At 47.3% G+C, this 24,520-nt stretch carries 20 protein-coding genes, 1 tRNA gene, 1 pseudogene and 1 other annotated feature; of the genes and pseudogenes, 20 read left to right on the top strand and 2 right to left on the bottom strand.

All coding sequences use genetic code 11. The annotated features are described in order from the left end of the window. Positions 1–80: 80 nt before the first annotated feature. Positions 81–1,094 carry a YaaC family protein gene (locus C7R91_RS09430; protein ID WP_047074337.1) on the bottom strand — a complete coding sequence of 338 codons (1,014 nt, stop codon included), beginning with the start codon at positions 1,092–1,094 and terminating at the stop codon, positions 81–83. A gap of 166 nt (positions 1,095–1,260) precedes the next feature. Here C7R91_RS09430 and guaB point away from each other — a divergent pair, with 166 nt between their 5' ends. The 19 genes and pseudogenes from guaB to C7R91_RS09330 all read left to right on the top strand — a co-directional run bounded on the left by guaB (position 1,261) and on the right by C7R91_RS09330 (position 22,190). Then, positions 1,261–2,721 (top strand): IMP dehydrogenase, encoded by a 1,461-nt coding sequence (gene guaB, locus C7R91_RS09425; RefSeq protein ID WP_047074339.1) that lies wholly within the window; start codon positions 1,261–1,263, stop codon positions 2,719–2,721. Positions 2,722–2,909: 188 nt separating this feature from the next. Next, positions 2,910–4,226: a D-alanyl-D-alanine carboxypeptidase family protein gene (locus C7R91_RS09420; protein ID WP_047074341.1), complete on the top strand. Its 1,317-nt coding sequence runs from the start codon at positions 2,910–2,912 to the stop codon at positions 4,224–4,226. Positions 4,227–4,332: 106 nt separating this feature from the next. Continuing rightward, the gene (gene pdxS, locus C7R91_RS09415; RefSeq protein WP_012683798.1) at positions 4,333–5,217 is read left to right on the top strand and encodes a pyridoxal 5'-phosphate synthase lyase subunit PdxS; all 885 of its coding nucleotides are present in this window, start codon (positions 4,333–4,335) and stop codon (positions 5,215–5,217) included. A gap of 10 nt (positions 5,218–5,227) precedes the next feature. Then, positions 5,228–5,803 (top strand): pyridoxal 5'-phosphate synthase glutaminase subunit PdxT, encoded by a 576-nt coding sequence (pdxT, locus tag C7R91_RS09410; RefSeq protein ID WP_047074344.1) that lies wholly within the window; start codon positions 5,228–5,230, stop codon positions 5,801–5,803. Positions 5,804–5,929: 126 nt separating this feature from the next. Beyond that, positions 5,930–6,155 (top strand) — a binding site (T-box leader). Between the two features lie 52 nt (positions 6,156–6,207). Further along, positions 6,208–7,488 (top strand): serine--tRNA ligase, encoded by a 1,281-nt coding sequence (gene serS, locus C7R91_RS09405; protein ID WP_047074346.1) that lies wholly within the window; start codon positions 6,208–6,210, stop codon positions 7,486–7,488. A 399-nt stretch (positions 7,489–7,887) separates the two neighbouring features. After that, positions 7,888–9,515, top strand: a pseudogene (gene aceB / locus C7R91_RS09395) (malate synthase A). Positions 9,516–9,542: 27 nt separating this feature from the next. Then, positions 9,543–10,832 (top strand): isocitrate lyase, encoded by a 1,290-nt coding sequence (gene aceA, locus C7R91_RS09390; protein ID WP_047074349.1) that lies wholly within the window; start codon positions 9,543–9,545, stop codon positions 10,830–10,832. Positions 10,833–11,022: 190 nt separating this feature from the next. Then, the gene (locus C7R91_RS09385; protein ID WP_047074351.1) at positions 11,023–12,120 is read left to right on the top strand and encodes an ABC transporter substrate-binding protein; all 1,098 of its coding nucleotides are present in this window, start codon (positions 11,023–11,025) and stop codon (positions 12,118–12,120) included. After that, positions 12,110–12,943 carry an alkaline phosphatase family protein gene (locus C7R91_RS09380; protein ID WP_047074353.1) on the top strand — a complete coding sequence of 278 codons (834 nt, stop codon included), beginning with the start codon at positions 12,110–12,112 and terminating at the stop codon, positions 12,941–12,943. The genes C7R91_RS09385 and C7R91_RS09380 overlap by 11 nt, the downstream gene beginning before the upstream one ends. Before the next feature lie 36 nt (positions 12,944–12,979). After that, complete coding sequence (locus tag C7R91_RS09375) at positions 12,980–13,825, top strand: ABC transporter permease (protein WP_047074354.1); 846 nt, start codon at positions 12,980–12,982, stop codon at positions 13,823–13,825. After that, complete coding sequence (locus C7R91_RS09370) at positions 13,822–14,610, top strand: ABC transporter permease (protein ID WP_047074356.1); 789 nt, start codon at positions 13,822–13,824, stop codon at positions 14,608–14,610. The genes C7R91_RS09375 and C7R91_RS09370 overlap by 4 nt, the downstream gene beginning before the upstream one ends. After that, a complete protein-coding gene (locus C7R91_RS09365) occupies positions 14,610–15,629 on the top strand; it encodes an ABC transporter ATP-binding protein (RefSeq protein WP_047074358.1) in 1,020 nt (339 codons plus the stop codon). Before C7R91_RS09370 ends, C7R91_RS09365 begins: the two co-directional genes overlap by 1 nt. After that, positions 15,613–16,413 carry a DeoR/GlpR family DNA-binding transcription regulator gene (locus C7R91_RS09360; RefSeq protein WP_047074359.1) on the top strand — a complete coding sequence of 267 codons (801 nt, stop codon included), beginning with the start codon at positions 15,613–15,615 and terminating at the stop codon, positions 16,411–16,413. The genes C7R91_RS09365 and C7R91_RS09360 overlap by 17 nt, the downstream gene beginning before the upstream one ends. Then, entirely contained in the window at positions 16,407–17,411 is a 1,005-nt protein-coding gene (locus tag C7R91_RS09355; RefSeq protein WP_047074361.1) for a histidinol phosphate phosphatase domain-containing protein, read from the top strand. Before C7R91_RS09360 ends, C7R91_RS09355 begins: the two co-directional genes overlap by 7 nt. Positions 17,412–17,588: 177 nt before the next feature. Further along, positions 17,589–19,118, top strand: a complete 1,530-nt coding sequence (locus C7R91_RS09350) for a YcdB/YcdC domain-containing protein (RefSeq protein WP_047074364.1) — start codon at positions 17,589–17,591, stop codon at positions 19,116–19,118. 42 nt (positions 19,119–19,160) lie between these two features. Next, a complete protein-coding gene (locus C7R91_RS09345; protein ID WP_047074366.1) occupies positions 19,161–19,697 on the top strand; it encodes an RNA polymerase sigma factor in 537 nt (178 codons plus the stop codon). Then, a complete protein-coding gene (locus C7R91_RS09340) occupies positions 19,684–21,336 on the top strand; it encodes a YcdB/YcdC domain-containing protein (protein WP_047074367.1) in 1,653 nt (550 codons plus the stop codon). Before C7R91_RS09345 ends, C7R91_RS09340 begins: the two co-directional genes overlap by 14 nt. Positions 21,337–21,434: 98 nt before the next feature. Then, positions 21,435–21,511 (top strand) — tRNA-Arg (locus C7R91_RS09335). A 148-nt stretch (positions 21,512–21,659) separates the two neighbouring features. Continuing rightward, positions 21,660–22,190, top strand: a complete 531-nt coding sequence (locus C7R91_RS09330; RefSeq protein WP_047074369.1) for a hypothetical protein — start codon at positions 21,660–21,662, stop codon at positions 22,188–22,190. Positions 22,191–22,228: 38 nt separating this feature from the next. On the opposite strand, the gene C7R91_RS09325 is transcribed toward C7R91_RS09330, so the two are convergent. Continuing rightward, positions 22,229–22,654, bottom strand: a complete 426-nt coding sequence (locus tag C7R91_RS09325; RefSeq protein WP_047074371.1) for a DUF7832 domain-containing protein — start codon at positions 22,652–22,654, stop codon at positions 22,229–22,231. A gap of 187 nt (positions 22,655–22,841) precedes the next feature. Here C7R91_RS09325 and C7R91_RS09315 point away from each other — a divergent pair, with 187 nt between their 5' ends. Continuing rightward, positions 22,842–24,467, top strand: a complete 1,626-nt coding sequence (locus tag C7R91_RS09315) for a hypothetical protein (RefSeq protein ID WP_236697985.1) — start codon at positions 22,842–22,844, stop codon at positions 24,465–24,467. Positions 24,468–24,520: the final 53 nt, after the last annotated feature.

The following is a 24,520-nucleotide window of genomic DNA, read 5'->3' as shown; positions in this document are numbered from 1 at the left end:
GTTTTCAGGGAATAAAAGAAACCTTCTTGCTGATGGTGGCAGGAAGGTTTTTTCGTGTAGATAAAGCAGTGACATGAAAGTTAATACGGATCAGAGGGAAAAGAGGGAAGGGGTATCTGGTGGTTTCGGTAAAATTGCTTTCGAATAACCGAGGGAAAGGTACCTATGTGATTATCCAAAAAATGTTCGACCAAATATCGCTCAACAAGTCCGTGAGACATCGTTAGCTCTCCCCACCACTCCGTTTCATATCGACAAAGCATGCTGAGTAAATACAGCAGCAAGTAATGGCTGGCCCATTCCGGAAGAGGTAGAGAAGAAGCAGAACCATTCCAAAAGAACAGGACGTTCTGATGCAAACGAAATAACGGGTGTTGATCCAGTTCAGACAGGGCACACTGAGGAAGGGTCAATTCCTTTATGTTTTTGTTATTTTCCCATGAGAGCTTTTCCAAGTTGCAAACAGATGGAGCCAGCCTGCGAATGTACTGGATGAAGGTTTCAGTTGAATAGGATAATGTCCCGTCCGTTTTTTCAGGAAAGGTAATGCGAACCAAATCATCCTGACTTATATGCTCAATCTTTGGCGTTAACCAGTTACGTGGTTTACCTGTAACAATTCCGTAACTATCGCTCACGCTAGGGATGGATGAAAATAAGTCATGGACTGAATAGCGGTCTTGTAACGGTGCAAGCTGGAATGCGTGAGCTAATTGCGCAAAAAACCCTTCCTTTTGTGGACGAACCTCGTCCTCCATTAACATATAGGCGTTTCGTTTAAGCTTTCGTGTCGTGACACCATGTTGCAGAACACGACTGTTTTGGGGATAATACGGATCACGAGTCAATAACATCGCCTTCAACAAGTGAGAGCAGCCATAAAACAGCAGCAATGGCTGGATCGACAATTCAACAACAGCGGAAGAGGAATAAAAATGTCTGGCTTGTCTCCAGAGATACAGGAAACGCGAGCTTTGTTGAAATGCTAGTCGCTCGGAATGCTCAATACCCATGTCATGATAGCAGGCAGCCAAATATTTACGTGCGGTTGGTTCTGTTTCAAAATAGCGTAATGTTTTCCAAGCGTTATCCATGATACCCACCTTTACCAATTTTCGTAATATGGTTAAGTTTCCCTAATTGTTTTTTGATTTATCTGTCTAATAAGTTCTATAACCGAACGATATACTCATTTCTTGACAGTAAATTAAGCCGTTTGTTAAACTGTCTTAAACTATTCGCCGAGAGGAGCTTTCAACTGTGCGGGAAGACAAATTTGTTAAAGAGGGCTTAACGTTTGACGATGTATTGCTCATTCCAGCAAAATCTGAGGTTTTGCCAAGGGATGTTGATTTGCGAGTACAATTGAGTGAGAATGTGAAGCTGAATATTCCTCTGATCAGTGCTGGGATGGACACCGTAACGGAGTCTGGACTTGCAATCGCCATGGCTCGCCAGGGTGGTATCGGGATTATCCATAAAAACATGTCCATCGAGCAACAAGCAAGCGAAGTAGACCGTGTAAAACGCTCTGAAAGTGGCGTTATTACCAATCCATTCTCTTTGACCCAAGAACATACCGTCGAAGAAGCGAATGCTCTCATGGGTAAATATCGTATCTCCGGTGTTCCGATTGTCGATGCGAATCAAAAACTGATTGGAATTCTCACCAACCGCGATCTGCGCTTTGTGCATGACTTCTCCATCAAGATCAAAGAGGTTATGACCAAGGAAAATCTGGTGACAGCTTCTGTCGGTACTACACTGCAACAGGCAGAATTGATTTTGCAGCAACATAAGATTGAAAAGCTCCCGTTGGTGGACGAGAACAACATCCTGCGTGGACTCATTACGATTAAAGATATTGAAAAAGCAATCCAATACCCAAATGCAGCAAAAGATAACCAAGGCCGCTTGCTGTGTGGTGCTGCTGTTGGGGTATCTGCAGACACGTTTGAGCGTGCAGCAGCACTTGTACAAGCTGGCGTGGACGTTCTAGTAATCGATACGGCACATGGGCATTCCAAAGGCGTAATTGAAACGGTAAAAGCAGTTCGCAAAGAATACCCAACGCTCACCATCGTCGCAGGAAACGTTGCTACTGGACAAGCTACTCGCGATCTGATCGAAGCTGGTGCATCTGTGGTGAAGGTTGGTATCGGTCCTGGTTCCATTTGTACAACTCGTGTTGTAGCAGGTATCGGGGTTCCGCAAATTACAGCGATCTACGATTGTGCACAGGTAGCGCGGGAGTACAATATTCCAATTATTGCCGACGGCGGCATTAAATACTCCGGTGATTTGCCAAAAGCAATTGGTGCAGGTGCTTCAGTGATCATGATCGGAAGTCTGTTCGCTGGTACAGAAGAAAGCCCAGGCGAATTCGAGATTTTCCAAGGTCGACGTTTCAAGGTATATCGCGGAATGGGATCGATTGGCGCGATGAAAGCCGGCAGTAAGGACCGTTACTTCCAAGAGAACGCACAAAAGCTCGTTCCGGAAGGGATCGAAGGCCGCGTTCCATACAAAGGCCCATTGGCGGATGTCACATATCAGTTGATTGGTGGACTGCGTGCAGGTATGGGATACTGCGGAGCGAAGACCATCGAAGATTTGATTCAAAACTCCCAGTTCGTTCGCATTACCGGCGCTGGCTTGCGTGAAAGCCACCCACATGATGTACAAATTACGAAAGAATCACCTAACTACTCGATTTCCTAAGCGAAAAATGATACGGAAGACCTACGTCCCCTTTCTTTTATAAAGAGAGGGGATTTTTACTAGCTACCAACATATGGAGATAGGGGGAATCTCGCTTCAAGCCACCATGCAACCTATGGTACACTTACAATTGTGTGCTTGTTTCACGAAAAAATGAAATCGACAGAAATAGGAGAGTGAGAGATTACATGAAGCGAAAGACATGGACAAAGCGATTGACGGGTCTGTTCCTTTCTGTCGCTGTTTTTGCTACAGCAATGGGAGGAATGGTTTCAAAGGTGGAAGCTGCCCCTGTAGCATCTCAAGCGAATCTACAACTGGAAGCGAAGTCTGCCATTCTTGTTGAGGCATCGACGGGAAAGGTTCTCTATAGTAAAGATCCTGACGTAGCACTTCCTCCTGCGAGTATGAGTAAAATGATGACCGAATATCTGGTTCATGATGCCATCAAGCAAAAGAAAATGAAATGGGATGATGTTGTCCCTGTAAGTGAGTATGCGTTTTATATCGCTAAAATTTCTGATTCGTCTGGTGTGTATTTGAATTTAGGCGAATCCTTTACGGTTAAACAATTGTACGAAGCGATGGCAATTGTATCGGCTAATGATGCTACTGTACTTTTGGCTGAGACGATCGCAGGCAGTGAGCCAGCCTTTGTTGAATTGATGAACAAAAAGGCAGCAGAGCTTGGTATGAAAAATACTTCGTTTGTCACTTCTACTGGTTTGCCAGCCGATGAGTTAGGTCCATACTCTGTTCAGACCGATCAAAAAGAAAACCTGATGTCTGCTCGTGATGCAGCGATCCTAGCCCGTGCGCTGATTCATGATTTCCCGGATGCGTTGGAGACCTCCAAAAAACCAATCTTCACCTTCCGTACAGGTACACCAAATGAGTGGACCAAGAAAAACTATAACTGGATGCTGCCTAGTCTGATTAGCTATTACCCAGGTGTAGACGGATTAAAAACGGGGCATACAAATGCAGCAGGTTATTGTTTTACAGGTACGGCTGTTCGCGACAACATGCGCTTGATTAGTGTCGTGATGAATGCAGGCACCGAGACAAAGCGTTTTGCTGAGACGAGAAAACTGTTTGACTACGGTTTTGGCAATTTCAAACTTACAAAACAAATGGACAAGAATGTACCAGTCAAAGGCTTTGAAACAGCTCCTGTGAAAAACGGTGTAGAGGTAACGGTACCAGTTGTTACAGGCAGCGAAGTAAATATGATCACAAAAACCGGTACGGAAGCAAAATACACGCCAACGGTTACCTTCCAGGAGCTGACCGCACCGATCCAGCAAGGACAAGTTGTCGGTAAGATCGTTTTGAAAGAAGAAGGTATGAAGGAATCGGATTTCTTGCAGCCTGAAGACGCAGCAAAAGCAGGCGTGGATATCGTAGCAGGACAGGCAGTAGAGGAAGCCAGCTGGATTCGTCTGTTCTTCCGCAGCATCATAGAGTTTTTCAGCAATTTGTTTAGCAGTGGCACAGGAAATTAAATAACTATTGTTTTCCCCTACATCTATCGTTTACAATGACGGTAACAGGAACCATAACACCGCATAACAGTTTCGGTTCTGACTCATGATGTAGGGGGTATTTGTAATGGTACAAGTAGGAACGTCCCGCGTTAAAAGAGGTATGGCTGAAATGCAAAAAGGCGGCGTCATCATGGACGTCGTGAATGCTGAACAAGCGAAAATTGCAGAAGCAGCGGGTGCTGTTGCTGTAATGGCTTTGGAGCGTGTGCCGTCTGACATTCGTGCAGCTGGTGGAGTTGCTCGTATGGCGGACCTTAGCATTGTAGAGGAAGTACTGAATGCTGTTTCCATCCCTGTTATGGCAAAAGCTCGTATCGGTCATTTTGTTGAAGCGCGTGTCCTCGAGTCTCTGGGTGTAGATTATCTCGATGAGAGTGAAGTGCTCACTCCGGCAGATGACTTGTATCATATCAATAAAAAAGAGTTCACTGTACCGTTTGTATGTGGCGCCCGTGATCTGGGTGAAGCCCTCCGCCGTATCGGGGAAGGTGCATCCATGATCCGCACAAAAGGTGAGCCAGGAACCGGAAACATCGTAGAGGCTGTTCGCCATATGCGTACAATGATGTCCCAAATTCGCAAAGTGCAAGCGATGTCCTACGATGAACTGATGGCGGAAGCCAAGAACCTGGGTGCCCCATACGAGCTGCTTGAAGAGGTACACAAAACAGGTAAGCTGCCAGTCGTAAACTTCGCAGCAGGTGGAGTAGCAACACCAGCAGATGCTGCCCTGATGATGCAACTGGGCTCCGATGGCGTGTTTGTTGGCTCTGGTATCTTTAAATCAGAGAATCCAGAGAAGTTTGCTCGAGCGATTGTGGAAGCGACCACCCACTACACGGATTACGAACTGATTGCTCGCGTATCCAAAGGCTTGGGGACGGCAATGCCAGGAATCGAAATCTCCAAAATTCGTGAAGCTGATCGCATGCAAGAGCGCGGCTGGTAAGGTGAGTAGCATGAAAATCGGCGTACTCGCTCTACAAGGAGCTGTAGCAGAACATGTGAGAATGCTAGAAGAGGTTGGTGCTACAGCTGTCCCGGTCAAAAAAGTAGAAGAACTGGATGACCTAGACGGTCTGATTATTCCCGGCGGGGAAAGCACCACGATTAGCAAGCTGATGCACAAGTACGGATTCATGGAGGCGGTTCAAGAGTTCGGCAAGGCGAACAAACCGATCTTCGGAACTTGCGCAGGAGCGATTCTTCTGGCGAAACGGATTCAAGGACAAGACGATTGCCATTTAGGCTTGATGGATATCAAAGTGGAGCGGAATGCTTTTGGTCGGCAAAAGGAGAGCTTTGAAGTCTTGATGCCTGTTGCGGGTGTGGCGGCAGATTACCCGGCAGTGTTCATCCGGGCACCGTATATTATGGAAGTGGGAGAGAACGGTCAAGTCTTGGCCAAACACGAAGACAAGATTGTTGTCGCCCGAAACGGTCACTATTTGGCAGCAGCCTTTCACCCAGAATTGACCGAAGATACAAGACTGCACAAATACTTCCTCGACATGGTCAAGGAATACAGAAGCTAGCTGTCCTACCGGAAGATCGGCCGTATAAAGGCGCCGATCTTCTTTTTTCTGTAAAGATCAAGGTGGGCTGCTCTTTACATACGTATAGAACCTGTAGTACAGTTAACAATAATAGTATTCATGAATGAGAATGCGATGATGAGAACAAGTACTTCACAAGAGCCAGGCCTAGAGAGTCGGTGGTAGGTGCAAACCGATCCGGTTATGTGAAGGAATCCATCTCGGAGTGGCAAAGGAACAGCAACTTTGCCCGGAACCGTCCCGTTATGACGGAAGAGTGGGCATATGCATAAAGAATTGCTGCATGTGTCAACGAGGGTGGCAACGCGGGTATACAACACTCGTCCCTTACCAGGGGATGGGTGTTTTTTGTTTTTTTTAATATGATTCGGAGGGATTTATACATGTTGGACGTAAAAGTACTACGCCAGGATTTAGAAGAAGTAAAACGCCGTTTGGCTCACCGCAATGAAGATATTTCTGCGTTGGATCAATTCGTAGAAGTAGATGAAAAGCGTCGCGAAGTCATTCAAGAAGCAGAAGCACTGAAAAATAAGCGTAACACGGTATCCGAGCAAGTAGCGGTTATGAAACGCAATAAGGAAAATGCAGACCATCTGATCGCTGAAATGAAAGAAGTAAACGAGCGCATCAAGGCTTTGGATGAAGAGCTGCGACAACTGGATGAGCAGCTGGAGTTCATTTTGCTGAGCCTCCCGAACCTGCCGCATGAGAGCACGCCGATCGGTACGACAGAAGACGATAACGTGATCGCTTGGACATGGGGAGAGCCACGCACATTTGACTTCGAGATTAAGCCTCACTGGGAGCTGGCTAGCCAAGCAGGCATCCTCGATTTTGAAACCGCGGCAAAAGTAACAGGAAGCCGTTTTGTTTTCTATAAAGGCTTGGGGGCACGTCTGGAGCGCGCACTGATGAACTTCATGATGGATTTGCACTCGAATGAGCATGGCTATGAAGAAGTAATTCCACCGTATATCGTCAACCGTACGAGCATGACGGGAACGGGCCAATTGCCTAAGTTCGAAGAGGATGCATTCAAAATCGAGGGACCAGATTACTTCCTGATACCAACCGCTGAAGTGCCAGTCACCAATATGCATCGTGATGAAATCATGGATGGAGCGGATCTCCCTCGCTACTACACTGCTTTCAGCGCATGTTTCCGTTCGGAAGCGGGTTCTGCCGGTCGTGATACGCGTGGGTTGATTCGTCAGCATCAATTCAACAAAGTTGAGCTGGTGAAATTCGTGAAACCAGAAGAGTCTTATGATGAACTCGACAAACTGGTGAAAAACGCTGAGAAGGTGCTTCAACTGCTTGGACTGCCATACCGTGTCCTGAGCATGTGCACAGGTGATCTAGGATTTACGGCTGCGAAGAAATTCGACCTGGAAGTTTGGATTCCAAGCGGCGGCACATACCGTGAAATCTCGTCTTGCTCGAACTTTGAAGATTTCCAAGCACGCCGTGCCAATATCCGTTTCCGTCGCGATACGAAATCGAAGCCGGAATTTGTGCATACATTGAATGGTTCTGGTTTGGCGATTGGACGTACAGTAGCAGCAATCTTGGAGAACTACCAAGAGGCAGATGGAACAATTGTAATTCCAGAAGCTCTTCGTCCGTACATGGGCGGAGTAGACAAGATCGCACCGAAGTAATAAGCGAGAGATTTTGAAAGCAGCTCTTGATCCACAACGGGTCAAGGGCTGTTTTATATTGTGTACTAATACAGATGAAATTTTAAAAAAACGTGTTGCACTGTATTAATCTCTGTTATATAATAAAAACAAATTTTAAGAATATTGTTTTAATACAGAGAGGGAGGAATGGAGAATGGACTGCTATCGGTGTGAAGGAAACGGAGAACAAAATTGCCCAAGATGTGGAGGCGTTGGTCGTGATGCCAACGGAGCGGCTTGCCACAATTGCTTGGGAGACGGGCATGTAAGCTGCAGCCATTGCAGTGGCAGCGGGTATCAGGAATAAGGACATTTTTTTTGCCACCGCTGTTATATAATAAAAAATATTTTATTAATCTGTACCATAATAACTTTAAGTTGAGGGAGGAGGAGCTGTTTTGACTACCGTACCAACGAATCCATATCCGCTGGAGGTACAGATCTCTGGTGAGATGCACCCTGGTTATCAAGATATCCTGACACCAGAAGCAATCCAATTCGTGATGAAGCTGGAGCAAAGGTTTGGCGACAGACGACAACAATTGTTGGCTAAACGCGTGGAGCGTCAATTGCAGATCGATGCAGGTCAACTGCCCGATTTTCTACAGGAAACAGCGGACATTCGTAGAGGAGATTGGACTGTTGCTCCGTTGCCCAAAGATTTGCAAGACAGACGGGTGGAGATTACGGGACCTTCGGGTGACCGGAAAATGGTCATCAATGCGCTGAACTCGGGTGCTCGGCTTTTCATGGCTGACTTTGAGGACGCGAACTCACCGACCTGGGAGAACACCATCCAAGGCCAAATCAACATGAAGGATGCGGTGCGCCGCACGATCTCTTACATCAGTCCAGAAGGCAAATCATACAGCCTCAATGAAAAGACGGCGGTTTTGATCGTGCGTCCTCGTGGCTGGCATCTTGAAGAAAAGCACATTCTCCTTGATCAAAAACCGATCTCTGGCAGCCTGCTTGACTTCGGCCTTTACTTTTACCACAACGTAGATGCTCTTATCGCGAATCAAACAGCACCGTATTTCTACTTACCGAAACTGGAGAGCCATTTGGAGGCTCGACTCTGGAACGACGTCTTCCTTTTCGCCCAGGAAGAATTAAATATTCCACGCGGCACGATTCGCGCGACCGTATTGATCGAAACGATTCTCGCAGCTTTTGAGATGGATGAGATTCTGTATGAGCTGCGCGAGCATAGTGCAGGGCTGAATTGCGGACGTTGGGATTACATTTTCAGCTATATCAAAAAACTGCGGAATCAGCCTGATGTGATTACACCGGATCGTGCGCAAGTAACCATGACAGTTCCGTTCATGAAAGCATATACCACGCTGGCCGTGAAGACTTGCCATAAACGGATGGCGCCTTGCATTGGCGGAATGGCTGCACAAATTCCGGTGAAAAATGACCCGGTACAAAATGCAGAAGCTATCGCCAAAGTGCGGGCTGACAAAGAGCGGGAAGCGTACGATGGACATGATGGGACTTGGGTTGCTCACCCAGGGCTAGTACCAGTAGCCATGGAAGTGTTCGATCGCTTGATGAGAGAGCCGAACCAAATCTGGTACAAACGTGAAGACGTAGACGTATCTGCTAAGCAACTGCTGGCAGTCCCTGAGGGCACGATTACAGAAGCGGGTGTCCGTACGAATATTAGCGTCAGCTTGCAGTACATCGAGGCTTGGTTGCGAGGCTCTGGGGCTGTGCCAATCAACAATCTGATGGAGGATGCGGCGACAGCAGAAATTTCGCGGGCACAAGTCTGGCAATGGATGCGTCACCGTCATGGAGTCTTGCAGGATGGTAGAAAGGTGACGGAAGGCTTGGTGAAGCAGTGGCTGAGTGAGGAGCTGCAAGCGATCAAGCAAGCAATCGGCCAGGAGAGGTACAACAACAGCAAGTATCCGACTGCTGGTGATCTGTTCTTGCAATTAGTAACGACAGAAGATTTTGAAGACTTCCTAACGGTACCGGGTTATCGCTATTTGTAAAAATAAAAATGAGTGGGGGAAATGAAAATGACGAAAGTAAACAAGCAAGAAGCGATTCAACAGGTGGAGCAAAGCTGGCGAGGCGAGCGTTTTCAAGGAATTACACGTCCATATACGGCAGAAGATGTCATTCGTTTGCGCGGTTCTGTACAAATCGAACATACGCTGGCTCGTCTCGGAGCAGAGCGTCTGTGGAACCTCTTGCATACCGAGCATCATATTAAAGCGTTGGGGGCTTTGACCGGGAATCAAGCGATTCAGCAGGTAAAGGCAGGATTAAAAGCGATTTATTTGAGTGGCTGGCAGGTAGCGGCCGATGCCAATCTGTCTGGTCAGATGTATCCTGATCAAAGCCTCTACCCGGCAAACAGTGTTCCACAAGTCGTAAAAAGAATAAATCAGGCATTACAACGGGCTGATCAGATCGATCAATCAGAGGGTGGTACCGATACACATTGGTTTGCTCCGATTGTAGCAGACGCAGAAGCGGGCTTTGGTGGCCCACTGAACGTCTTCGAATTGATGAAGGGTATGATTGAAGCGGGGGCAGCAGGGGTGCATTTTGAAGACCAGCTTGCTTCCGAGAAAAAATGCGGACATATGGGCGGAAAGGTACTGATTCCGACGCAAGCAGCTGTGCGTAATCTGATTTCTGCTCGATTTGCAGCAGATGTGATGGGAGTCCCGACGATTATCGTGGCGCGTACCGATGCCAATGGCGCTTTCCTGATCACCAGCGACATTGACGAGCAGGATAAACCATTCCTGACAGGTGAACGAACAGCAGAAGGATTCTTCCGTCTACGCGGCGGATTGGATGCAGCGATTGCACGTGGTTTAGCGTACGCTCCTTATGCAGATTTGATCTGGTGCGAGACTTCTGAGCCGAATCTGGAGGAAGCACGCCGTTTTGCAGAAGCGATTCATGCCAAATATCCGGGCAAGCTGTTAGCGTACAATTGCTCTCCTTCTTTCAACTGGAAAAAGAAGCTGGATGAACAGACCATCGCTCGCTTCCAGGAAGAGATCGGAGAGATGGGCTACAAGTTCCAATTTGTCACGCTTGCTGGCTTCCACTCCCTGAATTACAGCATGTTTGAACTAGCGCGTGGCTATCGTGATCGCGGAATGGCTGCATACTCTGAGTTGCAGCAGGCTGAGTTTGCTAGCGAAGTACATGGCTATACAGCCACTCGTCATCAGCGTGAAGTCGGTACCGGGTACTTTGATGAGGTTGCGCAGGTTATCTCTGGCGGCAATTCTTCTACGACTGCGCTCAGCGGATCGACGGAAGAGGAGCAATTTGCTCATAATTAAACAGGAAAACGAAGGACTAGGTGGCTCTCTGGTATTCAGAGGGCCACTTTTTGCGTTCACTTCTATTTTTCATAGAGTCTTAATAGCTTTTTAACAACGCATTTATATCAGTTTCATTTTGGTTGTTTACGATTGGGTTAGAAAAAACCAAAGAATCAAACACAAATAAAAACGAAAAGGGGCCTTAAAGATGAGAGGGAACCAGTTAAGCTGGAAACGAACCGTTGTTGTCATGACTTCCGTTTTTCTGCTTGCGGGATGTGCCACCGAGACGAAATCAGGCACTTCTCTGGATACGTCGCAATTGACCCTGGATCAAATCGTGGAAAAAGCAAAGCAGGAGGGAGAAGTCAACTCCGTGGGAATGCCGGACACGTGGGCAAACTGGGGGGAGACCTGGAGCAATCTTTCAAAGGAATATGGCTTGAAGCATACGGACACCGACATGTCGAGCGCAGAAGAATTGGCTAAGTTTGAAGCAGAAAAAGAAGACGCCACAGCAGACATCGGTGACGTAGGCATCGCTTTTGGACCGTTAGCCAAGCAAAAAGGGCTGACGCTGCCTTATAAAACCTCTTACTGGAACGACATTCCCGACTGGGCAAAAGATGATGAAGGACATTGGCTGCTGGGCTATACGGGAACACTGGCTTTTATCACTGACAAGACAAAGGTGCAAAATCCTCCCAAGTCCTGGGCAGATTTGAAAAACGGAAGCTACAAGGTCGCGATTGGCGATGTCATGAAAGCGAACCAGGCGCAATTTGCCGTTCTGGCTGCCGCCTATGCAAATGGCGGAGATGAGAAAAATATTCAGCCCGGCATTGACTTTTTCGCTGAGCTGGCAAAGAACAAGCGGCTCAGTACGAGCGATCCGAGTCTTGCCAATCTAGAAAAGGGTGAGGTCGAAGTTGCTATCTTGTGGGACTTCAACGCGCTCGGGTATCGGGACAAAATCGACAAAAACCGCTTTGATGTCCTCATCCCGGAAGAAGCATCAGTCAGCAGCGGATACGCTACGGTTATCAACAAGTACGCCAAGCACCCACACGCTGCCATGCTGGCTCGTGAATACATTCTCTCCGACGCTGGACAGTCCAATTTGGCTCGCGGCTATGCACGACCGATTCGCGCTAACGCCAAGCTGGATGAATCCGCTAAAGCCATGCTGCTCCCGGATGACATGTATAAAAACGCACGTCCGGTTGGCGATTTGACTGCTTGGGAAGAGACAGCCAAAAAATTGCCGCAGTTATGGCAAGAGAAGGTGTTAATCCATGTGCGCTAGAAAGCTGGCCATGATTGTGCTCGACGGATTGAGGTTTGACACAGCCGTCACGCACATGGGGTACCTGCATCATTTGGTTGAGTACGGCATTGCGGCCCGCTTTCAGGTGCGATCGGAATTACCCAGTCTCTCTCGCCCTTTGTACGAGGTTCTTTTAACGGGAACCCCTGTGTGGAAGAACGGCATTTCCAGCAATCAGACGGTTCGGCTTTCGCACCAGGAGAGTCTCTTTCACCTGACGCAGAAAAACGGAATGTCCAACGCTGCTGCCGCTTATTGCTGGGTAAGCGAGCTTTATAACAAGGCTCCGTTCAATCCGTTTTACGACCGAATCCAATTGAACACCGACAAGCCGATACAAAACGGGATGTTCTACTGGGAAGATCACTATCCAGATACACACCTATTTGCTGACGCCAACTTTTTGTTGAATGGGTACAATCCGGATTTTCTTTACGTCCATTCCATGAATATCGATGATGACGGACATAAGCATACGGCTGATTCCGCACGATATCGAAATCGCGTTCTGGCGGCAGATTCGATACTGGCCAATGTGCTTCCTGCGTGGATCGATGCGGGTTATCAAATCATTGTAACAGCCGATCACGGGATGACAGACGATGGAAATCATGGTGGCACTTCTAGCGCTGACCGGGACGTCCCTTTGTTTGTCATCAGCGACCTGATATCTCCCGGTATTCGCGAGGAGGCAATTCCGCAATTGCAGGTGGCTCCGCTTGCCTGCCATTTGCTCGGCATTTCCCCCTCGAAAGGGATGCAGCCATTGAGCGTAGGAGGGCTGAGTAAGACGTCTCCCTAAGGGGGCGTCTTTTCCTCTAAGAAAGGAGCTTTTGCGATGAAACGATTTGTCAGTATGCTTTGGATCACGACGATTCCGTTCTTTGCAATGATCGCTCTGTTTCTCCTCGTCCCATTGCTTTCCATGATTGGAGGGAGCTTTCAGGCTGAGGGGGGCGGCGGTTTTACAATCAGTCACTATCGGGAGATTTTTTCAAATCCGTATTACTTGCAGGCTTTTGAGAACAGCGTGCTCATCTCGTTCCTATCTGCTCTCATTGGAATCGTCGTTGCTGTTTTCGCCGCCTACGCGATTACCCGTTTCCCGCAATCTCTGCAACAGCGAGTGCTTGTCATTACCAATCTAACCTCCAATTTTGCGGGAATTCCGCTCGCATTTGCCTTCATTGTCCTGTTGGGAAACAGTGGATTGTTTGTGTTGCTCGCGAAGCAACTGGGGATTGATTTTGGACAGTCATTTACTCTGTATTCATGGAGCGGCTTGACGCTTGTTTATATTTATTTTCAACTGCCGCTGGCGGTAATGCTTTTGTATCCCCTGTACAACGCTATTCAGAAGCAATGGATGGAAGCGGCCGAGCTGCTTGGGGCTAGTCCCTGGAAGTTTTGGCTGAGGATCGGTTTCCCGGTACTGCTTCCAGGCATCGTCGGCACATTCAGCATTCTGTTTGCCAATGCAATGGGTGCCTATGCTTCTGCCTACGCGCTCACCGGGAGCAACTACAATCTGGTGCCCATTCGGATTGGTGCGCTAGTATCTGGCGACATTTTTGCCAGACCCGAGCTGGGTAGCGCACTCGCAGTGCTGCTCGGCCTGACGCTTGCCGGAGCCTTACTCGTGAACGAGTGGCTGACGCGGAAGATTCGGAGGGATTTGTCTTGAAGCGGATCAGTTTGCCATCCTTGTCGTTTGCGTTGGTCATGCTGTATTTGTTTTTGCCTGTAGCGGCTACCATCCTGTACTCACTGGCAACTGAGTGGAACAGCACGATTTTGCCGGAAGGAATCACAGGAAAATGGTTTGCGGAGCTGTATGCCGATCCCCGATTCCTGCAGGCATTCGGGCGGTCTTTTCTGCTCAGCTTTCTGACGACTGTCGTTGCCGTGGTCATTATTGTTCCTGCTGTATTCTCCATAATCGTCTACGCTCCCCGGATGGAGAGGCTGGTTCAGCTTTTGGTGATGCTGACCTATGCTGTTCCGGGTGTCATTATGGCGGTCGGATTGATCCGTACTTATTCAGGAAACGGAATTCCAATGGTTATCATCACCGCAGGGGCGTATTTGGTCGGTTTGCTTCCGTATCTTTATCAGGGAACGCGCAACAGCCTGCTTGCCATGCAGGCACGTTCGTTGATGGAGGCAGCCGAGCTATTGGGTGCGAGCCACTGGCAGGCGTTCGTACGGATTATCGTTCCGAATATCATGTCTGGAATTTTCGTGTCCTCACTCTTGTCGTTCTCCATTTTATTTGGTGAATTCGTTCTGATTAACATCTTGGTGGGAGGAAGATACGAAACCCTTCAGATGTATCTGTACGCCAAGCTAGCGTCTAGTGGTCATGTCGCCAGCGCGATTACCGTCACTTATTTTGTCCTAATGGCTATCATCACTGGCCTGGTTGTAAAATTCACGCGCCGAAGCTTCGCACGCAAGGAGGTCCCCTGATGAGCTACGTCCAAATCGAACACTTGTCCAAAACCTTTCACGGTCAACACGTGTTGCAGCAACTCGATCTTGCGATTGAAAAAGGTGAGCTGGTCACTTTGCTTGGCCCTAGCGGGTGTGGCAAAAGTACGCTGTTACGCATCCTCAGTGGTTTGACGGCTCCTGATACAGGCATGATCTACATTGACGGCAAAGATGTGACGGATGTGTCGCCAAAAAATAGGCAGATCGGCATGGTGTTCCAATCGTATGCGCTCTTTCCCAATCTTACGGTCAGTCAAAACATTGCCTTTGGCCTGGAAATGAACAAAATCTCGAAAACGGAGATTCGGCTGCGTGTCCAGGAAATGATTGAGCTGGTGGGATTGGTGGGAAAAGAGCAGGCTTACCCGCGTGAATTGTCTGGCGGCCAGCAGCAGCGTGTGGCACTCGCCCGTTCTCTGGTTACCCGGCCAAAAGTGCTTCTGCTGGATGAGCCGCTTAGTGCGCTCGATGCCCAGATTCGCAAAAATTTGCAAAAGCAGCTACGCACCATCCAACGTGAGTTAAACATGACGACTGTACTGGTTACTCACGATCAGGAAGAAGCTATGGCTGTCAGTGACCGCATCTATATCATGAATGGTGGACGAATTGTTCAGCACGGCAGTCCTCAAGAGATTTACACCCAGCCTCGCTCTGAATTTGTTGCTCGCTTCATCGGCAATTACAACGTGCTGACTGCCGAGCAGCTTAACCGAATCGCGCCTAATCTGTCTCATCCGGCAGTTGAACGATTCGCAATTCGCCCTGAGACGTTTCGCGAACAGCGGTTGGCTGGGGAGGACATCTGTTTGACCGGGAATATCGCTCAGGTAACCATGCTTGGCAACATTACCCGTTACGAGCTGAACATGGGTGATGTTCCTGTACTGGTGGACACTCTTCACCTGTCCCTCGAGCAGGAGGAGATAGGCACAACAAAAACATTGTATGTAAGTCCCAAGGATGTGATTCCGCTTTATGACACTATCGCCTGAAGAACGACAGCAAGTGATTCTGGACGAATTGAACCGCCACGGAAAAATTCAGGTGATGAGTCTGGCAAAAAACCTGGCAGTAACACCGGAGACAATACGACGTGATCTGGACCATTTGGAACAGCAACGTTTGTTAAAACGAGTGTACGGAGGAGCAATCCCTTATCATTTGGCGAAACGCGAGCCGCACTTTGAAAAGAAACAGGCGATCCAACAGACGGCAAAAACGAAAATTGGGCAAATCGCGGCAGAACTTTTGTCTGACGGGGATACCATCGCGCTCGATGTCGGGACGACAACACTGGAATTGGCACGTGCTATCAAGGGCATCAACCAATTAACGATAGTCACGAATTCGCTCCCCGCCGCTTCTTTACTAAACGAGCTGTTGGAAGCCAAGCAATTCAACGGTCAGGTCATTATGCTGGGGGGGCTGACCCATCCGGCCCAACAATCGGTTGCCGGGGCGTTTACCTGCGAGCTACTCTCTCGTTTTCATTTTGATAAAGCTTTTATTTCCTGTGGAGGAATGACGGCTGATGGCTTCACCGATTATGACATGGAAGAAACGCTGTGTTCGACCATGATGGTACAGCGGTCGGAGCAAGTCTATGTATTAGGAGATACATCCAAGATCGGCCAAACGCAATTTTTCCGTATTTGCGGCTGGCAGGATGTCAGCGCGGTTGTTTGTGACCAGCCGATGCCGGATGAATGGCTTTCGTCTGGCATGCAAACTACCTGGATAAGCGAACATCCGGAAAGGAGAGACTTCACATGCTGATCGACTATCATCTTCACCTGGAAGAAGGGCCTTTTTCATTGCGTTGGCTCGACCGTACCAATTTGGCCCTCGACCACTTTTATCCGTTAACTGAACCTCGACATACCCGCGCCTGGCTGCTGGACAGTCTTGCGCGATTAAATAACCGGATGTCTCTTGGGGCATACGACCCGTCCTGGATCGATCTGTATTTGCGTGAAGCGTTAAACAAAGGCTTGAAGGAAGTGGGGATTGTCGATCATTTATACCGCTTTCGTGAAGCCCGTCCCTACTTTGAACGGTATATGGAGCTGGGTGACACCGATTTGGGTCGCTTGCAGCGAACGTGGCTTGATCAAGTATGCACCGAGAGCTTCAGCGACTTTTGTGTGGCCATTGAGGCAGCAAAGCAGCGTTGGGCGGCAAGCGGTGTGGAGTTGCGACTGGGGATCGAAGCGGATTACTTTATCGGCGGGGAAGCAGAATTGGAAAGCTTGCTGGCAGGCACTTCGTGGGATTATGTGATCGGTTCTGTTCATTTTTTACAAGGATGGGGCTTTGACAATCCCGAGACGCGCCATCTGTTTGAGCAGCATGACCTGAAACAGCTATACGCGGACTTTTTCCGCACAGTTGAGTCCATGATTAGGAGCAACTTGTTTGATTTTGTTGCTCATCTGGACAATCTGAAAGTGTTCTCCTACCGCCCAGAGGAATCGGAGCTTGTTCCCTATTACCACCAAATCGCAACTGCTTTGAAAGAAACGGATACAGCAACCGAAATCAATGCGGGCCTGTACTACCGCTATCCGGTTCAGGAAATGTGCCCCAGTCCTGCTTTCCTCGACGTTTTGGTGGCGCATGGCGTTCCACTGACACTCTCGTCCGACGCGCACTTTCCCGACGATATTGGGAGATACGTGGCGGCGAATCTGGAGATCCTCCATTCAATGGGGGTAACGGAGATTGCCACTTTTTCCGGTCGTCAGCGGATCATGAAGCCCATCTGTTATGGTTGACTGTGGAAAAGAGCATGTTTTGAGCAAATTATGATTTGAGATGCAAAAAACCTTGGAATGCCAAGGTTTTTTTGTTTTTTCTGGAAAGTGTAACCTTTTGGGTGTTTCTACGAATAAGTCAATGTACACAAAGAGCAAGCAGCATCCAAGCAACCAATACAAAGAGGAGAGTAACTTATGAAGAAAACAATTTCGCAGGCTGTATGTGTGATGGGAGCAATGTGTGTCCTGGCCTCCACACCTGTAGCTTTAGCCACCCAAGGAGAGTATCAGCGAGCAACGTTAGCAGCAGAAAATCAAGCAAGTGTAGCGGATGATGTCATGAAAACAGTAGACGAAGCACTGGTCAAAGCGCGGAAGCTATTGCCGTATCTCAAGGAGTATACGTTCAAGACGGTAACGGTTGATAAAGAGAAACCGAATACAATCTTCGTTCAGCTGAAAAAAGAAAAAGACCAAAAAGAACCGAGGGTAGACATCGAATTTGAACGGAATACTGGGAAGTTAATGAGTTTCAGGCTGGCAGCAGAAAAAACAGAAGGCGACAAGAAACCAACGTGGCAGGAGTCTAAAGAAAAGGCAACCGCTTTTCTGAAAGAGTGGTACGGTCCAAAGATGGATGGCTATCAGCTTAATCCGACCTTTACGAAAAGGGGTGTTGTTTTTTCGAAATCCGTAAACGGGTTGCTATATCCGAATTTGAGTGTAGGTATAGAGTTGAATGCCAAAGGTGAGGTTGTCTCCGGCCGCTCTGCTCACGTACCGGATTCTAGGTTTTTCTATGAAATCCCTGCATTCGAAAAGACCTCTTTCCCCGATCCAAAGGAAGCTTTGGCAAAGGAACAAATGACAAAAACAGTAGCCTCCCACATGACGTTGTCCTATTGGGCAGATGAGAAGCTGCTTACGTATGAGCCCATGTTTTCGGGGTATCTGGATGCAACGACAGGGAAGTCCTTGTACGTCCCGGAACAGCAGTACAAGCTGCCCGGAGGAATCGTGAAAGTTACGCCGAAAGCGAATAAACTGACGGCCAAAACGAATGAGGAAGTATCCGCTTATGTGAAACAGGAACATGACCTAGACATAAAGGCAGAGGAATGGAAGGAAGAGAGTTTTCCGCAAACAGGGATCAAAGTATTTACATGGAGGGAAGATTCCGACGATGAAACGGTAGTAAGTGTTGTGGAGGAAACAGGAGAGATTCTGTCCTTTTTTAAAGAAGTGACAAAAATAAAGAAAAATAGCATGACGAAGGAAGAAGCACGCGCGCGAGCTATCAAGGAAATGGAAAAATATCTCCCCATTGACGTGAAAGAAATGATGGAGATCGGTAGTACAACTCACATCAATGGCGAAGAAAATGGGAAATTCCAATTTGAGTTCGTCAAGGTGCATCAGGGGATACCTGTACGGGACAGAAGCTTCTTTGTCCACATCGTTAACGGAAAGGTCACGATAATGGACACGTCTAGCAAAGCGAAATTCACCGAGCAGTTACCTGATCTGAAGGCTGGGGTAACGGCGGAACAGGCTGCGCAGGAATTCCTTAAGCAGTTTGAACTGGAGTATTTTTATCCGGAAAATAACGGGAACAAGGCACTCCTGGTATACAAACTGGCTACGGCCTATCCATGGGTAAAGGAACGAATTGATGCGTTAACAGGAAAGCTTGTTCAGGAGGAAGAGGACCAAGAAGCCGATTGATCCTGCCCGAGGATAGAAATTACGCAAGAAAGGAGGGCGCGCATGTATGACGACCTCTATGAGAAAATGGGGAGCATCTACGAACAGCACTACATGGCTGTTTACTGCTTCTTGCTGCATTTCACGGGTAACCAGAATGAAACGGAAGATTTGACGCAAGAGGTGTTTACCCGTGTCGTGAAAGCACTGCCGACTTACGACGGACGAGTAGCAGTAAAGACTTGGCTGTTCTCTATCGCAAAGCATATTGCTATCGACCATTATCGCAAGCAGAAGCTGTATGAACTGGTTTCTGAAAACTGGCTGATGCGGTTAACAGCAAAGCAAGGGATACCAGAAGTAGAGCTGGATAACAAGGAAGAAATGCGGGAGATCAAGGATGCGTTGCAAAGACTGAAACCATCTTATCGTATGGTCGTCATCTTGCGCAGTGTGGAAGGGTACAGCATCAGGGAGACCGCGGAACTTCTGGCTATTTCGGAGGCCAAGGTCAAGGTGGTTTATCATCGGGCGCTGAAAAAGCTTCAGCATTTCCTGAAGGATTCGGTGAAAGGGGGGATTCCACATGAGCTGGCATGAAGAAGAGCTGGAAAAACGACTGAGACGGCTAAAGGAAACGGAATCGCCACCTCGCCTGGAATATGTCAGGGAGACTCAACGACGTTTACAATTACTTACAAATCAACTGAGGCGTCGTTTGTATTTTCAACGTGTGGCAAATCGGGTGGCTGGCGTTGCAGCAATTGTTTTGTTGGGAGGATGGGTGTCCACAGAGAGTGGGCAGCAGACCCTTCAAACTTTGTGGGAGCATACAATGAAGCATGAGCAACCTTCTGCAACTATTGTTTCTGTACCCACTCCCGAATCGAAACAGCCGCCGCCGTTTCCTCCCCCTTCAGCAAACACGACAAAAGAGAATAAAGTCATGAATCCTGTCGAAACGAATCGGTCAGAGACGACTACTGTACGTACAGAGCGCAAGAAACAGCCAGAAAAGGCTTTACCACCAGTAGCTACCTCCCCGATCAAGCAGACTGATGCCGTAACCGATGCACTACCAATCCCTCCCTTGGTGAAAAAAGCAGAAACATACGTGCTGGAGATGCTGGGGGAACAAGGAAAGCATTACCGATACAATCCTTCCCAGTCTGATCTAAAACGAGGAACCATTGGGTTTAGTCGGGTTGTTCATGGCATACCCTTTTATGAAGCAAGCTACACCGTTAAAATGATTGACGATCAGGTGTCCAATTTTCAAATCTTTCAGGACTCCGATCAACTTCAGTCTCTTGTGCAGATTCCCAAACCAACGGCCGTGCTATCCAAAGAAAAGGCGGAAGAAGCGCTTGCGTCGACATTGCGGTTGGTTTACCGGGAAAAGGGAGGGGAAGTAGCTTCCTTACACTACGAGTCTGACATTTCCGGGTTCATTGATGCCAATACAGGAGCTTTGGTTACTGGCAAAGGCGTTCCCATACAGAGAGATGAGGGGAAACGTATCATACCAATAGCTGCTGAGGGGAGAACGTTAAAAGCCGGTGCAAGTGAAGAGACACTTTCCTTGCTCGTAAGGGAATTCGGTTTGCCATTTGCTGTGGATAATTGGCAAGGGACGACATCTGTAGGGAGAGACGGAGTACGCGAGTATCAGTGGGAAATGAAAGAAAAAGAACTGACGGCTCGGGTACATGAAAATGGGCAATTGCTATCTTATCGGATGAATCGCAAACAGGAGGCAGGGTCCTCTTTGGGCAAAAATCAGGGACTTTCGCCGGAAGCCTTGTTGCAGCCTGCGATTGAGCATTTGCAGCGCTACTTGGACAAGACAATCAAAGAGCTGGAGCTGACAGGCACCAGCAGGGAAGCAGCCGAGGTTCGCTTTCGATTTACCAAGCTGTATCAGGGCATTCCCGTAGTGGATCACTCCTATGAAGTGATTGTGGATACGAACACAGGGGAAGTTGTCGGCATGTCAGGTGCATTTGGACAGGGGGCCACGAGCTTTCCCGATCCTGCCAAGGCAATTTCCAAGCAAGCTGCTGAGGCAACACTAAGAAGAAATCACCCTCTGGAGCTTACGTATATTTTGACGGGTAAAAAGAACACAACTGACAAGCAGGCGCTTCTTGTCTACCGTGTGTACAAGGAAAAAGGAATCGAAACATCCATTGATGCGATCACCGGAGCTGTACTGGAACGGGCACAGGAAGAACCGTGATCAAATGATAAAAAACAAAGGAGGACCGGGGCATGGTCACCCTGGTCCTCAATTGCCAAAATCGAGTGATTTCACTATAATGGAAGTGAATGTAAAATGTCCCCGTAGCTCAGCAGGATAGAGCAACGGTTTCCTAAACTGTAGGTCGGAGGTTCGAATCCTCTCGGGGACGCCATTGTAGGAAAAACCTTGATGTATCAAGGTTTTTTTATTTACCAACTCGCAAGCTCTACTGCCAACTATTTGGAAAATACTGTAACATCCAGCGAGTCCTGATCGTATAACTTGTAGCAAATAATGAACGAGATCAGGGGGAGTTTTCTTTGAAAAAAGTGGTCATAACTGTGGTCTTGGCGATTTTCTTCAGCGGTTGCAGCTCAGATGCGGTCGTACAAAATCAGACTGCCGCGCCACCTGCAAAAGAAGTAACGAATGCTGGCACAGAACAGAAACAATCGGTAGACAGCTCTTCAAGCTTTGACAAAATTGCGGGCTACTTGCAAGAAGAGAGCAAGAAAGCTTTCTCTCCCTACTACGAGCTGCTCGAGTTTACCCTGTCGGATTACGAAGAGAAAACCGTTGACGGAAAAGTAGAAGCGACATTCGGATATCAAGTGAAATACAAAAACTTCGAGAAAGACCCTGACACCGTGGACTACATCAAAGCGGCAAAAGAAAAGAACGATCCCAACTACCAACAGCTGTATGATGAATATTTGCAGCCCAAGGACATGAGCTTTCATTTAAAAGCCGTAGTTGAAGATGCGGACTCTATAACCCTTTACACCAATGTGAGTCCAAAAGGAATCCAATGGGAAAAGGCAGTCATGTCTGATTTCATCCTGAAGAAATAGGATACCGACTTAACTGTTGGCCGCGTACTCACGCGGTCTTATTCATTTTTCTCGCACCAGTACTCGTACTCATTGTCGATCCAATTTTTAATATGGTCGTAATTCTCCCAAGTATCTTCCACGTGATACACACTCGGCTCACAATCGAACGCTTCTAGATAATGATACCGATACTCCCCCGTATCGAAATCGAAGTAAAACATCGCGAACTGGTTTCCTTCTTCAGTCAGCATGTCTTTAGCAAATACTCCACCCGTCTTCTCATAGACTTCAGGACCAGTCATCTTCCTTTGTTTAAAATCAGCGATTAGTTTTTCAAAGCTCTTTTGGAAATCCTCGCTAACCATATCCTTTTCAATCAACCAGCCAATGAAAAAGCCTGTATGTACGTATGCCTGCTTTTGAGGAAGATCCTCCTCAAAGTTTTCGTAATGATATTTCGCTTTATCGTATACCGTTGTCACTAACAAAACCTCTCTTTCTATTTTCCTATTTCCCAAAAATTATACAGGATAGACTTTTCGGTAAAAAGTCATAAGAGGGTGAAGAAGGAAGGGTAGGAATTTTGTAGCATTTCCATGATCTGAGGTGGTAGTATTTAACTGTTATCTAGAGAGAACCATTGGTTGGTTCATAGAGGGGTCATATTTCATGCGGAACTTACTTGCCTATTTTCTTAGCGCTGTAATGATTAGTCTATTAATCCTTCCTGTAGAACCAGCGTCATCTAGAGGCTCAAGTTCATCTAGCTCCAGTAGTTCAGGCAGAAGCTCAGGTTCGTCTAGTACCAGCTCCTATTCGTCCGGCAAAAGTTCAGGGTCATCGAGTACCAGCTCCTATTCGTCGGGCAGAAGTTCAGGGTCATCGAGTACAGGTTCCTATTCGTCGGGCAGAAGCTCGTACTCTTCAGGAAAAAGCTCAGGCTCAACCAGCAAAAGTTCAAGCTCCACGATAAAAAGCGCAAAACCGTCAAGCGGTTTCAAATCATCCAAGCCGGTTAAAATCAAAAAGCATGACGATGACGACGATGATGATGAAAATGCGGAAGAAGAGACAAGCTCAGACGAGGAGACGAGCGAAGAAGCCGCTGCGGAAGAGGAAAGAATCAAGCGGGATGAAATCTTATTACAAATCGACAGGGGTATTGGACCATATCATTTACGATCCAATCAATTTTATCAAACGACTATATGGGGGGAATCAACTCATGATGGCTCCCTATACTTTACCGTACATAATAACGGACAGATAGAAGAGGTAGATGAGAGTGAGATTAATGGGGCAACAGTATTTAACATCCCATACAATTTCGATCCAACACCATTTGAAAAAGAGTTTTATCTACATAGCCTACCAACGGATCAAATCTATGTGACATCCTTTCAATATCAGGATATTTACTTGTTTTTACGCTCGGATGGTACCATTCAATGGCTCCCTCAATATGAAGCCTTAGAGAAAAACCTCCCTATCATAGAAGCAAAAGAGGTACTGCTGTCAGAGCAGATACTGGACATGCATAGCAACGAAATGGCCTTGCATAATTACCCGAAAAACAAAGTCTATCGGAAGAATATCAATAGGATTCCGAGGTATTTTCTGTTTAACAATGAAGAAAATATTCAGTTAGTGGGAAAAAAAGAACTTAAGAACTATGAAGTTTTGGAATATGACCAAATGATTGATCCAACTTCTCCTGATCTTCTAGGTGAGATAGAAGAAAAAATCCAAGATTCAGGGGTCCCCACAGGATACATATACCAGATGACAGTGAACAATGCCCCGCGACATTTTATCTATGATGGAAGCCGTTCCGTAGGTTTTGTAAAGAACCTGTCGTCAGTTAAAGAAAACTATATGGTTCGTGATTTCGAACAAGTTGTCCAAAAGATGCGGGAAGAAAAACAAGCGGAAGAGAAAAGGCAATCGATCTGGAAGCTGTATTTGATTACAGCGGGTATGATTATGCTCGGCATTTTTCCTTTATCTTATTGGTTTATGAATAGAAAAAGAAAGAAGAAGAAGCAACCTCCTAACAGGATCATGACGAAAAATACGAAAAGTACGAGAAAGAAAAAGAATGTAGAGCCTGTAAAGCCAGAAAGAACACCGATTCAACAGCCCCTACCCAAAAAGCAAGAAATAAGAGTAGAAGAAAAAAAGAAGTATGACGGCGGACTGTTTCAGCAATTTGAAGCCGCAAACAAAAAAGAACAGCCAAAAAGCTCTGGAAGCGGACTATTTGATCAATTTAATTCCTCCAATAGAAAACAGTAAAAAACAAAGCCCGTCCTCAGCCTAGTTGGAGACGGGTTATTCATCATGAGGCT

It is taken from the genome of Brevibacillus formosus, assembly GCF_003013405.1.
GTDB classification, from domain to species: Bacteria; Bacillota; Bacilli; order Brevibacillales; family Brevibacillaceae; genus Brevibacillus; species Brevibacillus formosus.
This window is presented reverse-complemented; position numbering and strand designations above follow the sequence as displayed.

What these genes read in the sequence shown, in the direction of transcription:
- C7R91_RS09430 (WP_047074337.1), bottom strand. Translation starts at nt 1,094, where the DNA reads ATGGATAACGCTTGGAAAACATTACGCTATTTTGAAACAGAACCAACC.
- C7R91_RS09420 (WP_047074341.1), top strand. Translation starts at nt 2,910, where the DNA reads ATGAAGCGAAAGACATGGACAAAGCGATTGACGGGTCTGTTCCTTTCT.
- pdxS (WP_012683798.1), top strand. Translation starts at nt 4,333, where the DNA reads ATGGTACAAGTAGGAACGTCCCGCGTTAAAAGAGGTATGGCTGAAATG.
- pdxT (WP_047074344.1), top strand. Translation starts at nt 5,228, where the DNA reads ATGAAAATCGGCGTACTCGCTCTACAAGGAGCTGTAGCAGAACATGTG.
- serS (WP_047074346.1), top strand. Translation starts at nt 6,208, where the DNA reads ATGTTGGACGTAAAAGTACTACGCCAGGATTTAGAAGAAGTAAAACGC.
- aceA (WP_047074349.1), top strand. Translation starts at nt 9,543, where the DNA reads ATGACGAAAGTAAACAAGCAAGAAGCGATTCAACAGGTGGAGCAAAGC.
- C7R91_RS09385 (WP_047074351.1), top strand. Translation starts at nt 11,023, where the DNA reads ATGAGAGGGAACCAGTTAAGCTGGAAACGAACCGTTGTTGTCATGACT.
- C7R91_RS09380 (WP_047074353.1), top strand. Translation starts at nt 12,110, where the DNA reads ATGTGCGCTAGAAAGCTGGCCATGATTGTGCTCGACGGATTGAGGTTT.
- C7R91_RS09375 (WP_047074354.1), top strand. Translation starts at nt 12,980, where the DNA reads ATGAAACGATTTGTCAGTATGCTTTGGATCACGACGATTCCGTTCTTT.
- C7R91_RS09365 (WP_047074358.1), top strand. Translation starts at nt 14,610, where the DNA reads ATGAGCTACGTCCAAATCGAACACTTGTCCAAAACCTTTCACGGTCAA.
- C7R91_RS09360 (WP_047074359.1), top strand. Translation starts at nt 15,613, where the DNA reads ATGACACTATCGCCTGAAGAACGACAGCAAGTGATTCTGGACGAATTG.
- C7R91_RS09355 (WP_047074361.1), top strand. Translation starts at nt 16,407, where the DNA reads ATGCTGATCGACTATCATCTTCACCTGGAAGAAGGGCCTTTTTCATTG.
- C7R91_RS09350 (WP_047074364.1), top strand. Translation starts at nt 17,589, where the DNA reads ATGAAGAAAACAATTTCGCAGGCTGTATGTGTGATGGGAGCAATGTGT.
- C7R91_RS09345 (WP_047074366.1), top strand. Translation starts at nt 19,161, where the DNA reads ATGTATGACGACCTCTATGAGAAAATGGGGAGCATCTACGAACAGCAC.
- C7R91_RS09340 (WP_047074367.1), top strand. Translation starts at nt 19,684, where the DNA reads ATGAGCTGGCATGAAGAAGAGCTGGAAAAACGACTGAGACGGCTAAAG.
- C7R91_RS09315 (WP_236697985.1), top strand. Translation starts at nt 22,842, where the DNA reads ATGCGGAACTTACTTGCCTATTTTCTTAGCGCTGTAATGATTAGTCTA.